At 61.6% G+C, this 14,837-nt stretch carries 14 protein-coding genes; 10 read left to right on the plus strand and 4 right to left on the minus strand.

What is annotated here, in order from left to right; all coding sequences use genetic code 11:
- The first annotated feature begins 19 nt into the window (after positions 1–19).
- The 9 genes from ASE26_RS13865 (at position 20) to ASE26_RS13905 (ending at position 10,178) form a co-directional block, all read left to right on the plus strand.
- Positions 20–553, plus strand: a complete 534-nt coding sequence (locus ASE26_RS13865) for a PadR family transcriptional regulator (protein ID WP_055939337.1) — start codon at positions 20–22, stop codon at positions 551–553.
- An 80-nt stretch (positions 554–633) separates the two neighbouring features.
- The gene (locus ASE26_RS13870; RefSeq protein ID WP_055939341.1) at positions 634–1,239 is read left to right on the plus strand and encodes a hypothetical protein; all 606 of its coding nucleotides are present in this window, start codon (positions 634–636) and stop codon (positions 1,237–1,239) included.
- An 18-nt stretch (positions 1,240–1,257) separates the two neighbouring features.
- Complete coding sequence (locus ASE26_RS13875; protein ID WP_156398223.1) at positions 1,258–1,836, plus strand: hypothetical protein; 579 nt, start codon at positions 1,258–1,260, stop codon at positions 1,834–1,836.
- Between the two features lie 82 nt (positions 1,837–1,918).
- On the plus strand, positions 1,919–2,272 hold the full coding sequence (locus ASE26_RS13880; protein ID WP_055939347.1) for a carboxymuconolactone decarboxylase family protein: 354 nt from the start codon (positions 1,919–1,921) through the stop codon (positions 2,270–2,272).
- 40 nt (positions 2,273–2,312) lie between these two features.
- On the plus strand, positions 2,313–3,020 hold the full coding sequence (locus tag ASE26_RS13885) for an ABC transporter substrate-binding protein (protein ID WP_055939350.1): 708 nt from the start codon (positions 2,313–2,315) through the stop codon (positions 3,018–3,020).
- A 228-nt stretch (positions 3,021–3,248) separates the two neighbouring features.
- The gene (locus ASE26_RS13890) at positions 3,249–5,117 is read left to right on the plus strand and encodes a glycosyl hydrolase family 18 protein (RefSeq protein ID WP_082507634.1); all 1,869 of its coding nucleotides are present in this window, start codon (positions 3,249–3,251) and stop codon (positions 5,115–5,117) included.
- A gap of 61 nt (positions 5,118–5,178) precedes the next feature.
- Positions 5,179–6,195 (plus strand): cupin-like domain-containing protein, encoded by a 1,017-nt coding sequence (locus tag ASE26_RS13895; protein ID WP_055939356.1) that lies wholly within the window; start codon positions 5,179–5,181, stop codon positions 6,193–6,195.
- Between the two features lie 14 nt (positions 6,196–6,209).
- On the plus strand, positions 6,210–8,753 hold the full coding sequence (locus ASE26_RS13900; RefSeq protein ID WP_082591362.1) for a chitinase C-terminal domain-containing protein: 2,544 nt from the start codon (positions 6,210–6,212) through the stop codon (positions 8,751–8,753).
- Between the two features lie 15 nt (positions 8,754–8,768).
- Positions 8,769–10,178: a glycoside hydrolase family 19 protein gene (locus ASE26_RS13905; protein ID WP_057246418.1), complete on the plus strand. Its 1,410-nt coding sequence runs from the start codon at positions 8,769–8,771 to the stop codon at positions 10,176–10,178.
- Between the two features lie 6 nt (positions 10,179–10,184).
- On the opposite strand, the gene ASE26_RS13910 is transcribed toward ASE26_RS13905, so the two are convergent.
- Positions 10,185–11,882, minus strand: coding sequence for a von Willebrand factor type A domain-containing protein (locus ASE26_RS13910; protein ID WP_082507647.1), 1,698 nt, complete (start codon positions 11,880–11,882; stop codon positions 10,185–10,187).
- Positions 11,883–11,964: 82 nt separating this feature from the next.
- Positions 11,965–12,420, minus strand: a complete 456-nt coding sequence (locus ASE26_RS13915) for an Ohr family peroxiredoxin (RefSeq protein ID WP_055939364.1) — start codon at positions 12,418–12,420, stop codon at positions 11,965–11,967.
- Positions 12,421–12,548: 128 nt separating this feature from the next.
- Here ASE26_RS13915 and ASE26_RS13920 point away from each other — a divergent pair, with 128 nt between their 5' ends.
- On the plus strand, positions 12,549–12,914 hold the full coding sequence (locus ASE26_RS13920; RefSeq protein ID WP_055939368.1) for an agmatine deiminase family protein: 366 nt from the start codon (positions 12,549–12,551) through the stop codon (positions 12,912–12,914).
- Between the two features lie 6 nt (positions 12,915–12,920).
- On the opposite strand, the gene ASE26_RS13925 is transcribed toward ASE26_RS13920, so the two are convergent.
- Entirely contained in the window at positions 12,921–13,379 is a 459-nt protein-coding gene (locus ASE26_RS13925) for a MarR family winged helix-turn-helix transcriptional regulator (RefSeq protein ID WP_055939371.1), read from the minus strand.
- A gap of 68 nt (positions 13,380–13,447) precedes the next feature.
- Entirely contained in the window at positions 13,448–14,830 is a 1,383-nt protein-coding gene (locus ASE26_RS13930; protein ID WP_055939374.1) for a DUF1501 domain-containing protein, read from the minus strand.
- Positions 14,831–14,837 lie beyond the last annotated feature (7 nt).

A 14,837-nucleotide genomic window follows, 5' to 3' on the forward strand; every position in this document is an offset into this window, starting at 1 on the left:
TTTTTCATTGTTTCCTGCCATGTCTTTGCCCCACGCGCTGTTGACGTCACTGTCCGAGCGAGCCGGTTCCGGCTCGGAGCTGGCCCGGCGCTTCGATAAATCGATCGGATTCTTCTGGGCCGCCACCCACCAGCAGATTTACCGTGAACTGGCGCGCCTGGAGCAAGCCGGCTGGATCGAATCCTTGCCCGCCGAGACGGGCCGCGGCCGCAAACGCGCCTACCGGGTGCTGCCGGCCGGTACCGCAGAGTTGCGGCGCTGGGTCGCCGAGGGCGAAGATCCCCGTCCCCAGCGCGATGCGCTGATGGTGCGCATCCGCGCGGAGGCGGCGATCGGCCCGGCGGGGCTGGCGGACGAAATGCGCCGCCACCTGGCTTTGCATGAAGCGAAACTGGCGCTCTACAAGAGTTTCGAACAGCGCGACTTCGCCAGCGATTCCGACTCGCGCGAACGCAAGCTGCAATATGTGCTGCTGAAGGGCGGTATTGCGCAGGAAGAACTGGCGATCAAGATGGCAAGCGAAGCGATCGAAATCCTGAATAGTTGTAAATAAGCCATACGTGACAATTGGTGAATGTTTAACACTAATTGATGACTAGAATCGCTGCTTTCCAACTTTTGAAGTGAAAGCAAATGCGCTCTTCTTCCCTGTTCCAACGCCTCTCCTGCGTCGCCATGCTGGCCGGCGCCACCCTGCTCACCGGTTGCGCAACCGCCTATGTCGACACCGCCACCCGCGAAGTGCCGGTTGCCGACTTCAAAAAGCCGGACCAGCCTAAAATTGTTAAGGTGAATTTCGAATTCCAGACCAAGGGCGTGCCGAACAGCCGCGCTACCGACTTCCTGAAGAAACAGGTCAATGAACAGTTGCTGAGCAGCGGCCTGTTCATTGAGGCGACTGTCGACGCCAACGCCGACCTGCTCAACGTTACCCTGAACAATGTGGCAGTCGACGGCCAGAACCCGGCCATGTCCGGCTTCGTCACCGGCCTGACGTTCGGCCTGGCGGGCAGCACCGTGACCGACGGCTATGTTTGCAATATCAACTACCTGCCGGCTGGTTCGAACACCGCTGTCACTGCCAGCGCACGCCATGCGATCCACACCGGGCTTGGCGCGGGCTCCGCACCGCCAAATGCCGAGAAGTCGCCGGATATGGAATCCGCCGTACGCAAGATGGCCCGCGAAGTGGTCAGCACTGCACTGCGCGACCTGTCCAACGCGCCTGGCTTTAACTGATCGCAGGGAATGGCACATATGAAACGATTCCTGCGCTTACTCTCGATTACCACTGTACTCGCTGCTGCGACCCAGCTTGTGGCTTGTTCCACACCGATGGCAGCACCTTCTTCGTCGATCGAGAACACGGTCAAATTGCGCAACGCTGCGCTGGCGCCGGCCGCGATCGGCGAATTCGCGCTGGCACAAGGCACGCCTGCGGCAAAGGACAAATCCGTCAGCATGCGCGGCAACGCCCTGGTATCTCCGGTGGGCGATTCGCTCTCGAAGTATCTTGAGGAAACGCTGCGCAAGGAGTTGCAAGCAGCGAACCTGCTGGACGCAAACTCCGCTACCCAGATCAGCGGCTTCCTGGTCGATTCCGACGTCGACGCCGCGATTGGAACAGGCACCGGCCACCTGACCGCGCGATTTGTGGTCAAGAAGGCTGACAGCGTTGCTTACGACCGCCGGTTGAGCACGAAGCTGGAATGGGAATCCTCATTTGTGGGTCTGATTGCTATCCCAACTGCAGCACAAAACTACGCTTTCCTCTACAAGAAGCTGGTTGGTACGCTGTTCGACGATCCCGATTTCCGTCAAGCGCTGGCGAAATAGGGCTTCCCAAGGGGGATGACCAGGCAATGGAAAGCTGACCTGGATCATTTCCCCGAGGTGGTGGGCGGTCTACCATCCGGTCATGGATACCCAATACCACGACCTGACCCAGGATATCTCCGCCAACCTGGCGCAGCTGCGCAAGACCCAGCCGGACGTGATGAAAGGCTTTAGCGACATGGGCAAGGCCGCCATGGCGGGTGGCGCGCTGGATCCCAAGACCAAAGAACTGATTGCGCTGGCGGTGGGCGTTGCCGCGCGCTGCGACGGCTGCATCGGCTTCCACACCAAGGCGCTGGCCCGGCTCGGCGCCACCGTACAGGAAGTGCACGATGCCCTGGGCGTGGCGATTTACATGGGCGGCGGACCCGTCGCCATGTATGCCGCGAATGCCGTCGCGGCTTACCAGGAGTTTTCGGAACTACAAAAAGTGTAGGCAGTGTTATGCTCCAGGTAAGGAATTGCCGGGAGATGAAATGCGTCGTCGCGCCGTTTTGGGGTTCGCGCTGACTGGCCTGCTGCCAGCCTGGGTCGCTGCGCAGGCTTCGCCGGTGATGAATGTCTCCACCCTGGTGGGCGACGATCCCGCCGCCACCATTTCGGAACTGGTGCTGCGCGAAGCTTACCGGCGCATCGGCCGCACATTGGTCGTGCACCAGCTGCCCGGCGAGCGCTCGCTGATGTACGCCAACGACGGCAAGATGGATGGCGAGCTGTATCGCAAGCTTGGCCTGGACCGCGATTATCCCAACCTCGTCATTGTTCCCGTCCCCTTGCTCACCTTTGAACTGGTGATTTTCTCGCGCGGCACTTCTTTCATCGTCAACGGCTGGGAAAGCCTGCGTCCTTATACCATGGGCTTTGTGCGAGGGAACAAGATCGCGCAGGAGAACACCAAGGGCATGAAGGTTGAACAGGTGCCGACCATGCACCGGGCTTTTGAAAAACTGATGATGGGGCGCACCGACCTGGTGCTGGGACATCGCGCCTCCGGCATGGCGGTGGTACGCAGCCAGAAGCTGGACGGCGTTACCGTGCTGGAGCCGCCGCTGTCCTCCTTCCCGGTCTATCACTACCTGAACAAGAAGCATGAGGCGCTGGTGCCGGAACTGACCCGCGTGCTGAAACAAATGCAGGCCGAGCGCACCATCGAACGCTTCCAGAAGTCCCTGCCCGGCAATTGAGCAGCAATACCAGTGAGTAACTTGCATTTTGCCGGTATCTACTGTTTAACAGAATGTCTCATTTGAGACAGCGCCTTTCCCATTCGTGTTCCTTCAATTTCGACGCACGTTTTTCGCGCGTGCATTTTTGCAACTGGTCTTATATTGGTGACACTAATTAAAACCACTTGACTACCAATTGTCCCAATCCCATCCTAGCCCGACAACCACAACCGAAGGAGGGGGAGCATGGAACACAGGGTATCGAGAAGTTTTCTGGTCGCCGGTTTGACCAGCAGCCTGCTGGCTGCTTGCGGTGGCAGCAGCGACACTGGCCAGCCCACACAACAGCCGCGCACATTGGCGACATCTGCAGTGTCTGAGTCTTGTCCGGCCTGGAACAGCAGCGCGGTTTACACCGCGGGCATGTGCGTCACTTATAACGGCACGGTGTATAAGGCCAAATGGTGGACGCAGAACAATGTGCCGGGCACCGAGCAATATGGGCCTTGGGAGGCGCAGGCGACTACGCCGACTCCGACTCCAACGCCAACTCCAACGCCTGATTGTCCGGCATGGAGCGCCGGTGCGGTCTACACCGGCGGCATGTGCGTGACCTATAACGGTTCCGTGTACAAGGCGAAGTGGTGGACGCAGAACAATGTCCCTGGCACGGAAGCGAACGGGCCGTGGGAGCTACAGTCGACTACGCCGACACCCACGCCAACCCCGACTCCCACACCAACACCTACACCGACCCCCACACCAACTCCTACACCGACGCCTACTCCAACGCCGACACCGACACCGACGCCGACTCCAAATGGCCGCGAGATCGGATCCTACTTCGCGCAGTGGGGCGTGTACGGCCGCGATTACGAAGTGGCGGATATCCACACCACGAAAACGCCAGTGAATGGCGTGCAGACCAGCGTCGCCGACCAGCTCACCTTCATCAACTACGCCTTCGGCAACGTGTACCAGAAGAACGGCGGCTACGAGTGCGACATGGTGACGAAGGCCGAAGTCGGCAACGACAATCCGACGTCGCCAGATGCCGGCACCGGTGGCGACTCTTATGCCGACTACCAGCGCCAGCCGCGCCGCACCGTCAACGGCCAGTCCGTGCCGTGGGACGCTCCGCTGTCCGGCAACTTCCTGCAACTGAAACTGCTCAAGCAGCAGCACCCGAACCTGAAGGTGTTCATCTCGCTGGGCGGCTGGTCGTGGTCGAAATTCTTCTCGGCCGCATCCAAGACCGACGCATTGCGCAAGCAGCTCGCCAAATCCTGCGTGAAGATGTTCATCGCCGGCGACCTGCCAATCCAGGATGGGCGCGGCGGACCGGGTGCCGGCAAGGGTGTGTTCGACGGTATCGACATCGACTGGGAATACCCGGGCGGCGGCGGCCAGCCATACAACACCTACGACGCGGTCAACGACAAGCATAACTTCACGCTGTTGATGGCGGAGTTCCGGGCCCAGCTTGACGCGCAAGGCGCCGCCGACGGCAAGCGCTATGCATTGACTGCAGCAATCGGCGCCGGCGTCGACAAGATCGCCAACACGGAGCCGAACCTGTACGGGCAGTACATGGATTGGGTGAACGTGATGACCTACGATTTCCACGGCGCGTGGGAATCGAGCACCAACTTCCACTCGCCGCTGTACCGCGACCCGGCCGATCCTGCGACTGGCAATCTGGTCAAGTACAACGCCAACGACGCGATCGCTGCGCTGACGGCGGCCGGTATGCCGAAGAACAAGATCCTGCTCGGGATTCCGTTCTATGGGCGCGGTTGGAAGGGAGTTACGGCCGGTCCGAATGGCAACGGCTTGTACCAGGCTGCCACCGGCGGCGCCGGCGGTACCTACGAAGGCGGGATCGACGATTACAAGGTCCTGCGCAACAAGACCGGCCAGCGCTGGTACCACCCGGTGACCAAGCAGCTGTACCTGTACACCAGCACCGGCGAGTGGTGGAGCTATGACGATCCGACCGTGATCGGCACCAAGATGCAGTACGTCCGCGACCAGGGCCTGCGCGGCGCCTTCTCGTGGGAACTGGACGGCGATGCAAGCGGTGCACTGACCAGCGAAGTCTGGAAAGGGCGTTAATCGTCCAGTCCCTGCCGGCGGCGTTCCCCACGCCGCCGGCTTTTCCCATTTGGAGACGAATATGAAACGTCGTGCGACGGTGCATTCCATTGGCATCAGCGACGAATGGCGGCGCTGGATTGCCGAAAACCTCATGCTGGGCCATTCGCCTGCCACCCTGGCCGGCATCCTCGGCCAGTCCGGCATCCCTCCCCAACTTGCGCAAGCCGAAATCACGGCTGCGATGAACAGCCCATACCTGCACGGTGTACAACGCCTGCATAACCGGCTGGCCAAGCGCGACTGGCTGCTTGGCATCCAGGCGCGCCTGAACCGCATGGCGCCACCAGAAGTACTGCGCCGCGAACGTTTGTCGACGGAGGCCTTTCTGCACGAGCATTACCTGTGCAACCGCCCGGTGATCATCACCGGCATGCTGGACGACTGGCCAGCGCGCGGTAAATGGACACTGGACTGGCTCGCCGCGAAATTCGGCGAACGCGAAGTGGAAGTTCAGTTCGGACGCAATGCCGACGCCGATTACGAGATGAACAGCATCGCGCACAAGCGCCATATGCCGTTCGGCGAGTATGTGGAGCGGGTGCGCAGCAGCGCCAGCACCAACGATTTCTACATGACGGCCAATAACGACGGCCGCAACCGGCAGGCACTGGACGAGCTGTGGCAGGACATGCCGCTGCTGCCGGAATACCTGGATGGCGAACGCAAAGGCTTCTTCTGGCTTGGACCGGCGGGCACCATCACGCCCTTCCACCACGACCTCACCAACAACTTCATGATCCAGGTGATGGGGCGCAAACGCGTGCGGCTGATCGCACCGTGCGAAACGCCTCGGCTGCAAAACCAGCGCCATTGCTTCACTCCCGTCGACGGGCGCGACATCGACTTGCAGCGCTTCCCTTCAATGGCCGGAGTGCCGGTGCTGGACGTTGAACTGGCGCCTGGCGAGATCCTGTTCCTGCCGGTGGGCTGGTGGCATTTCGTCCAAGGGCTCGACATCTCACTCACCATCTCGGCGACGCACTTCCGCTGGGATAACGATTTCTTCAGCAGTTATCCGAATAACCACGATTTCTAATAACGGAGACAGCAATGAATTTTCGACCGAATTACCTGATGCTGGCGCTGGTCGGCAGCGCCATCGCAGGTTGCAGTGGCGGCACCGACAGCGGCCAGGCGCCGCAGGCCACGCGCACACTCGCGACTGCGGCGGCTTCTGAATCCTGCCCGGCATGGAGCGCCAGCGCGACTTACACCGCAGGCATGTGCGTGACCTATAACGGCACGGTGTACAAGGCCAAGTGGTGGACGCAGAATAACGTCCCCGGCGCCGAACAGTATGGGCCATGGGAAGCACAAGCGACCACGCCGACGCCAACTCCGACGCCAACACCTACCCCGACGCCAACACCGGATTGTCCGGCATGGAGCGCCAGCGCGGTCTATACCGGCGGCATGTGCGTTACGTATAACGGTTCCGTGTACAAGGCAAAGTGGTGGACGCAGAACAATGTACCAGGCACTGAAGTGAACGGCCCGTGGGAGCTGCAGACTTCTACGCCGACGCCGACGCCAACGCCAACGCCAACGCCAACTCCGACTCCGACTCCGACTCCAACTCCAACTCCAACACCTACCCCGACACCTACGCCAACGCCGACTCCAGTGGCCTGCCGTCCTGACGGCCTGGCTTCGCCGGTGCCAAATGTTCCGTATTGTGGCGTGTACGACGCCAACGGCCGCGAAAAGCTGGCAAATGGCCTGAACCGCCGCATCGTCGGCTACTTCACCAGCTGGCGCACAGGAGCCAACGGCCAACCGTCCTACCTGGTCAACGACATCCCATGGCAGAACGTCACCCACATCAACTACGCCTTCGCCAGCGTCGGCACTGACAACAAGGTGCTGATCGGCACAGTCGCCAACAGTCCCGAAACCGGCATCACCTGGCCAGGCATCCCGGCCGCAGCGATGGATCCATCCCTGCCTTACAAAGGCCACTTCAACCTGCTGGCGCAATACAAGAAGAAATACCCCGGCGTGAAGATCATGCTGTCGGTCGGAGGCTGGGCAGGCAGCGGCGGCTTCTATACCGCCACGACCAACGCGGACGGCAGCATCAACACGGCAGGCATCAACACCCTGGCCGACTCGATGGTCACCTTCCTGCGCCAGTACACATTCTTCGACGGAATGGACATCGACTACGAACATCCAACCACCAATAACGAAGCAGGCAACCCGCTCGACTTCCCGCTCTCAAAACCCCGCCTGGCGGGCCTGATGAAGAGCTACAACGTGCTGCTGAAAACCGTGCGCGAAAAACTCGACGCGGCTGCCGCGGCAGACAAGAAGTACTACATGCTGACAATTGCCGGCTCCGCATCCGGCTGGGTGCTACGCGGCGAAGAGAATCTCTCTGGCCTGAAGTACCTCGATTACGCCAGCTTGATGAGCTACGACCTGCACGGCGGATGGAACCAGTATGTCGGCCCCAACGCGCCCCTGTTCGACGACGGCAACGACGGAGAACTCAGGGCCGGCAACGCCTACCAGTACGGCGGCATCGGCTACCTGAACGTCGACTGGGCCTACCGCTACTACCGCGGCGCGCTGCAGGCAGGCCGCATCAACATCGGCGTGCCGTACTACACGCGCGGCTGGAAGGAAGTCAGCGGCGGCAACAATGGACTGTGGGGCACCAGCCCGGTGGTCAACGACCCTGTCGCCTGTGCCGGTGTGAAGAGCTGCGGCAAAGGCGCCACCGGCATCGACAACGTCTGGTATGACCTGGATACCAACGGCAAACCGGTGCCGGGCGGCGGCAACCCGCTGTGGCACGCGCTCAACCTGCAAAACGCCATCGTGCCGTCCTACCTCGATGCTTACGGCGTCACCGAGAAGACCATCACCGGCACCTACAGCCCGCAGTACAGCGCAACGCTGGCGGCGCCGTGGCTGTGGAACGCAACGCGCCAGGTCTTCATCTCGACAGAAACGGCGCAGTCCATCGCAGCCAAGACCAGCTACGTCGTGAACAACGGCATTGGCGGCATCATGATCTGGGAGCTGGCCGGCGACTACGCATGGAATGCAGCGCGTAACGGCGGGGCAGGCGAGTACTTCATGGGCTACACGCTGACCAATAACATTGCCGCAGCCTTCCGCAGCGCCGCACCATATGGCGCAACACGCGCCGAAACAGCCATGCCAGGCAGCAGCGCCAAGGTCAGTATCTCCCTCGGCGGCTGGAAGCTCGGCGACAGCAACTACCCGATCAACCCTGTGATGACGGTGACGAACAATACCGCCACCACGATTCCGGGCGGCTCGGCGGTGGAGTTCGACTATCCGGTATCGGCGCCGGCCAATATGAGCGACCAGTCGGGTTACGGCCTGACCGTCATCAAGGCCGGCTACACCGGGCCGAATAATATCGGCGGCTTCAAGGCCAACTTCAACCGCGCCAAATTTACGATCCCGGCATGGCAGTCGCTGGCGCCGGGTGCCTCGGTTTCGCTGACGCTGAACTACACCTTGCCGATCAGCGGGCCTTCCGCCTATACGATCACGGTGAACGGCGTGCGCTATGCGCTGAGCGAAGAGTATCCGGACCTGCCGGTGGCGCTCCAATAAGCGAGGAGAACTGACATGAAAACCCTCACTTATGCCTTACTTGCACTGCTGCTGTCCGCCTGCGGTGGCGGCGGCACGGAAAGCACAGCGCCTCCGCGCACGCTGGCGCAGGGCGTCGTGGCCGGCGCCACGGCATCGTGCCCGGCGTGGAGCGCGAGCCAGGTGTACACCGCCGGCATGTGCGCCATCTACCAAAGCAAGCAATACGAGGCGAAATGGTGGACGCAGGGAAATGCGCCAAGCCAAGCCGATACCTGGGGACCGTGGAAGTACATCGGTGATGCGGCCGATCCGCCCACCGACCCGGGCGATCCGCCGACGCAACCCGGCGGAGTCCCAACCAAGGCGCAGGCCGAAGCGCGCGAACAGGCGCTGACCAGCAATGACTTCTTCCGCAGCATCAAGGCGTCGATAAGGACCCTCGACAACGCGGCGGTGGAAGCCGTGGCGCCCGGCGCGGCAAGCAACCCGGCCAACGTGAAGCGGGTCGAACGCCTGCTGTCGTCAGCGAAATGGGATTACTACTTCTCCCTGCGCGAGGCGAGCTATGAGTATCGGCGCTTCCTGCAGGCGGTAGCGAAATTCCCTGCCGTCTGCGGCGACTACACCGACGGCCGCAATGCGGACAACATCTGCCGCCACTCGCTGGCCACCATGTTCGCCCACTTTGCGCAGGAAACCGGCGAACACAACGCGAGCCTGCCGTTGCCGCAATGGCGGCAGGGCTTGAAGTACTTGCGCGAGTTGGGTTGCAACGAAGACGGACCGGGCTGCGGCTATAACACCGAATGTGCAGACCCGGTATTCAACACGGTCTGGACTTGCGGCAAAAACGCCGACGGCAGCTACAAGAAGTACTTCGGGCGCGGCGCCAAGCAGCTCTCGTATAACTACAACTACGGGCCATTCTCGCAGGTGATGTTCAACGGCGACCAGTCGGTGCTGCTGAAGAATCCGGACCAGGTGGCATCGACCTGGCTGAATCTGGCATCGGCGACGTTCTTCTTCGTCTACCCGCAACCGCCCAAGCCATCGATGCTGCATGTGATCGACGGCAGCTGGGTTCCCAACGCCAGCGACACTGCCGCTGGGGCGGGGAACAACTTCGCCACTACGATCATGATCATCAATGCTGAATGCGGCACCGGCAGCGAAAAGCCGGCGGCGCAGAACCGCATCGATTATTACAAGCAGTTCGCGGCGGATCTGGGCTGGAATGTGACGGGCGAACAGTTGTCGTGCGCCACGATGCAGCGCTTCGGCCCTTCCAGTTCTGCTGCCTACAACATCTATTGGGAGAAGAACTGGAACAGCGGCGGCGATTACCAGTGCCAGCTTGTGAACTACCAGACGCCGTACAACGCGCTCATCGCCGGCAATTACGTGAAGTGCGTTGAGCGCAACTGGAACGTCACGCTCAAGTAAGCTGCATCATCGCTGCGCAGTTGCGCCGACCGTGCCAAGGGACTCCGCCATTCGTACCATTTTCACGAATTCAGCGCGATAACCGTCACGATCGGCGCCGCGTGCGCCTTCCGCCAGCTTGGCAATATCGCCATAGCTGAAGTCTGCCACCTGCTGCTCACCGCGCAGGCGCTGCCCGAAAGCTGCAACCGCAACGGCAAAGCGCTGGTCGTCCGGCGCTGCGTCGAGCGAGCGGCGAACGCTGTCGGCACGCACGGCGTGATCGACCTGTTTGCTGGCCGACTGGCCTGGCAGCTTGTAGCGTACTTTCACATAGCACAACTCATCGCTTTTGCCCGGTGCGTCGGCTTTCTTTTTGCCCGGCTGCTCATAACGCAGCGGGTCGACCAGCTTGCCCGCGTTGGCGGCCGGCGTGATTTCGTAGATGGCGGTCACAGTGTGGCCTGCCCCCATATCGCCCGCGTCGACTTTGTCGTCCTTGAAATCCTGGCGGTTCAGCATCCGGGTTTCGTAGCCGACCAGGCGGTAGGCGGCGACCTGCGCCGGGTTGAATTCAACCTGCACCTTCACGTCGTTCGCAATCGGGAACATGGTCGAACCCAATTCCTGCGACAGCGCCTTGCGGGCTTCCAGCAGGGTGTCGATGTAGGCGGCGTTGCCGTTGCCGGACTGGGTCAGGCGCTGGATCAGGGCATCGTTCAGGTTGCCCATGCCGACACCAAATACCGACAGGTAGACGCCGGACTTGCGTTTGTCGACGATGAAGTTCTCGAGCTGCTTGGGATCGGTGATTCCGATATTGAAGTCGCCGTCGGTAGCCAGGATCACGCGGTTCGCCGCTTTCGGGTCGAAGTTGCGCTCGGCCTGGGCATAGGCGCGCTGCAAGCCGTCGCCACCGGCGGTGCCGCCCGCAGCGTGCAGGTTGTTGATCACGTCGATGATCTTCTGCTTGTCCTTGCCGCTGGTAGGCTCGAGTGCGACGGCGGTGCCGTTGGCGTAGGTGACGATGGAGACCATATCATCATCGCGCAACTGCTCGGCAAACAGGCGGAAACCTTGTTGCAGCAGCGGCAGGCGGTCGCGCGGACCCATCGAGCCGGAAATGTCCACCAGCAGCACGACGTTGGCGCGCGGGCGGGCCGCGGTCTTGATGTCATAGCCTTTGAGCGCGATGTGGACAAGCTGGTTGCCTTGCTGCCAAGGGCTCGGCATCACCTCGGTCGTCACGGCGAAGGGCTGGCTGGCGTTGGCCGGGGTGGCGTAGTTGTAAGGGAAATAGTTGACCATTTCCTCCACGCGCACGGCTTGCTGCGGCGGCATGCGGCCATCGGACAACAGACGGCGCACGAAGGCGTAGGAGGCGGTGTCCACGTCCACGCTGAAGGTTGAAACAGGCTGCTCGCTCACCAGGGCGGACTTGTTGCCGTCCTTGTCGGGGAATTTGTCTGCGGATTCAGGCAGGGGCGCGAAGTGCGGCATCGGCGCTGGCTTGCCGGCCGAGTAAGCCAACACCGGGGCTGGCATTACCGTGGCACGCCGCTCGGCGGCTTGCGCCGGCGCGACGGGTGCGACCGCGCGGACCGGGGCGGCCGGTGCTGCAACCGGCTCTGAATTCTGGATCTGGACAGGCGCGAGGGTGCTGCAAGCGGCAAGCGTGAGTATGCCGACCGCCGCGACCGGGGCAAATCCTATGTTCTTTTTCATGGCGGACATCCTCTGGAATTATTGTCTTGCTAAGATGATCCAGAGGCACGTCCGTTGCAACGAAGGTTACATCTTGTATCCCTTATGCAGTGACCACATTGATCACAACGTCGATATTGCCGCGCACAGCTTTCGAGTATGGGCAGATCACATCGGCGAAATGCGCTACCTCGGTGACGGCTGCGTGGTCGGCGCCCGGTGCGAACACGGTCAGGCGCGCCTGCAGGTAGTAGCCACCTGTACCCTGGCCAAGGTCCACCTCGACTTCGACATGGGTATCAGCCGGCAGGACGACTTTCTTTTCCTTGGCGGCCAGGCCGACTGCACCCGAGTAGCAAGCCGACCATGCGCCGGCAAACAGCTGTTCGGCGAGCGGATGCGGCTGGGTCGCCTGAATATCGATCACGCGTCCGGCAGGATTACCCGGCGTAGTCAGGTGGATATCCAGGAGACCTTCAGGATTGCCGGAAAAGATTGCGGAATCGACTGGGGTGGTGGTGGTTTTGCCAGTGGCGAGGACTTTGGTGATCTTGCTCATGTGTTGCTCCATAATGGTCGGTTTTTTAAATCGCATACGATGCAGTCGCATTCGATTAACAGGAGTATAGCTGCACGTATTTCGATGTCAAGCGGATTCGATTACATCGGACACGATATTTATTTCACTTGAGCGGAATCGATGGCGGCGGGACAGACTATGCGGTCACACGCAAGCACCTGGACATCCTGAAGAACGCCACCGACGCCGATGGCCGCAAACTGGAAATCCATGTTCTGCCGCCGCCGGCCAACCCGCGCAGCAACCGCTTTACGGAAGGCAATCCGGATTTTGCTGCGGGCTACATCAACTACCTGCCGATTAATGGCGCGGTGATCGCACCGCAATTCGGCGATGCGGAAGCCGACGGCTACTGCCGCGAGCTGCTCACCAAGCTCTATCCGGGGCGCGACGTTGTGCAGCTGGATATTGATCCGATCGCAGCCGGGGGCGGCGGCATCCACTGCCTGACAAAGCAGATGCCGCGACTGTAAGGCGGGCTATTTGGCCAGGGACTTGGCCAGGTTGTTGCGCAGCTTGAGCACGGCGGCGCGCGTTTCAGCGAATTCGTTGCCCGTCAAACCGCAAGCATTGCGCAGGTTTGCGCCGAAGGCGCGCTCGCGCAGTGCGCGCCCCTCATCGGTCAGGCTGACAAGTACCTGGCGTTCATCGGCGGCGCTGCGCTGGCGCGTGACGTAACCCATGGCTTCCAGTTTTTTCAGGATGGGCGTCAGCGTGTTCGATTCAAGGAACAGCTTTTCACCCAGTTCGCTCACCATCTGGCCGCCTTCCTCGTACAGCGCGATGACGGTGATGTACTGGGTATAGGTCAGGCCCAGCTCATCCAGGATGGGCTTGTAGGCCTTGCCGAAGGTGAGGTTGGCCGAATAGATGGCGAAGCACAGGAAATCCGCAAGCTTCAGGTCTTTCGGGTCCGGCGCGGGCTTTGCGTTGCTCATGGTAGGTAGTGGCGTTGGTTCAACGCCACTACTTTACCATGTGATCCGATTAAATCGGACCAGCGGCATTACAGGAAGCCGAGATCGCGGGTGGTGTAGTTGGACAGGTTCGGCAGCAGCGACAGCAGGTCGCCGTCGCTGGCACCCAGCCATTTGCCCATGGTGGCCGCGTACTGGTCGACCGAAGTGCCTGGCAGCAGGCGGCCCTGGCCAACGTCGTCGGCGCCATTGTTGGCGACCACCGGTGCGGTGCCGTAGAAGCGCTTGCCCTTGACCGCGCCGCCCATCATGAAGTGCATGCTGCCCCAGCCGTGGTCGGAACCGTCGTTATTGGCCACCAGGGTGCGGCCGAAGTCGGAGGCGGTGAAGGTGGTCACCTTGTCTGCTACGCCCAGCTCCACAGTCGCCTGGTAGAAGGCGGCCATGGCGTCGCCCAGCTTGGCCATCAGGCCTGGATGGACGGTGGCCAGGTTGTCGTGGGTGTCGAAACCGCCCATCGAAACGAAGAACACCTGGCGCTTGGCTCCCAGGCTGCCATTGGCGGAGATCATGCGCGCGACCATTTTCAACTGGTCGCCCAGTGAGTTCGATGCCGGGAATACCGTCTGCAGCGCGGGCGCAGTCACCAGCGCCGAAGTGAGCGCAGCGTTGGCGTCCACCGAACGGCGTGCAACGCGGTTGTATTCGTTTTCCAGCGCGTGGGTGCGCGGCTGGGTAATCAAGGTGCGCAGGGCTTCGGTGGCGGTAGAGGAGCCGAACAGCGGCGACTTCAAGCCGTTGAACTGCATTGAGCCGTTGGCCGATACCTGGTACTGCACCGCGGTCTTGCCCGCCATATAGACCGCGTTGCCGGACACGTTGACGCAGGTGAAGGTGGCATTGCCATTGCCCGCCTCGAACAGGTCGCCCAGGCGACCGCCCCAACCCGAACGCGATCCTTCCGGAGCGGACGATTGCCAGATCGATTGCTGGTCGTTGTGCGAGAACAGCTTGGGTGGCAGCGGCACGGACCTGGCCTGGTATTGCGCTTTCGTGGTCGGCTGGATCAGCGGGCCGACGTTCAGCATGACGCCCAGGGCGCCCGCGTTGAAGATCGGGACCAGCGGCGCCAGCGCAGGAGCGAGAGCAAACTCGCGGGCGGCGCCGGTCGAATCCAGCACCGGTACCGATGGCGCCAATGCGGTCGCCGTCAGTGCGTCGCGCGCATAGGCGATGGTCGGGCGCAGTTGCTGGTACAGGGCGTAGCTGGTGCTGTCGTAGGGGACTACAGTATTTGCGTAGTCATTGCCGCCGTACAGGAAGACGCAAACCAGCGCCTTGTAGTCGCCGGCAGTGGCTGCCGCCGCCTCGGCGATCGACATCAGGTTGATTGCCCAAGGCGCCGCCACGCCTGCCACGCCGAGTGCCGATGCGCGCTTGAGGAAGGCGCGGCGCGAAGCTTGATTAGTCATGGTGTGG

Source organism: Duganella sp. Root198D2, from assembly GCF_001428585.1.
Classification (GTDB): Bacteria; Pseudomonadota; Gammaproteobacteria; order Burkholderiales; family Burkholderiaceae_D; genus Rugamonas.

Coding starts and splice junctions, on each gene's coding strand:
- ASE26_RS13865 (WP_055939337.1), top strand. CDS start 20: ATGTCTTTGCCCCACGCGCTGTTGACGTCACTGTCCGAGCGAGCCGGT.
- ASE26_RS13870 (WP_055939341.1), top strand. CDS start 634: ATGCGCTCTTCTTCCCTGTTCCAACGCCTCTCCTGCGTCGCCATGCTG.
- ASE26_RS13875 (WP_156398223.1), top strand. CDS start 1,258: ATGAAACGATTCCTGCGCTTACTCTCGATTACCACTGTACTCGCTGCT.
- ASE26_RS13880 (WP_055939347.1), top strand. CDS start 1,919: ATGGATACCCAATACCACGACCTGACCCAGGATATCTCCGCCAACCTG.
- ASE26_RS13885 (WP_055939350.1), top strand. CDS start 2,313: ATGCGTCGTCGCGCCGTTTTGGGGTTCGCGCTGACTGGCCTGCTGCCA.
- ASE26_RS13890 (WP_082507634.1), top strand. CDS start 3,249: ATGGAACACAGGGTATCGAGAAGTTTTCTGGTCGCCGGTTTGACCAGC.
- ASE26_RS13895 (WP_055939356.1), top strand. CDS start 5,179: ATGAAACGTCGTGCGACGGTGCATTCCATTGGCATCAGCGACGAATGG.
- ASE26_RS13900 (WP_082591362.1), top strand. CDS start 6,210: ATGAATTTTCGACCGAATTACCTGATGCTGGCGCTGGTCGGCAGCGCC.
- ASE26_RS13905 (WP_057246418.1), top strand. CDS start 8,769: ATGAAAACCCTCACTTATGCCTTACTTGCACTGCTGCTGTCCGCCTGC.
- ASE26_RS13910 (WP_082507647.1), bottom strand. CDS start 11,882: ATGAAAAAGAACATAGGATTTGCCCCGGTCGCGGCGGTCGGCATACTC.
- ASE26_RS13915 (WP_055939364.1), bottom strand. CDS start 12,420: ATGAGCAAGATCACCAAAGTCCTCGCCACTGGCAAAACCACCACCACC.
- ASE26_RS13925 (WP_055939371.1), bottom strand. CDS start 13,379: ATGAGCAACGCAAAGCCCGCGCCGGACCCGAAAGACCTGAAGCTTGCG.
- ASE26_RS13930 (WP_055939374.1), bottom strand. CDS start 14,830: ATGACTAATCAAGCTTCGCGCCGCGCCTTCCTCAAGCGCGCATCGGCA.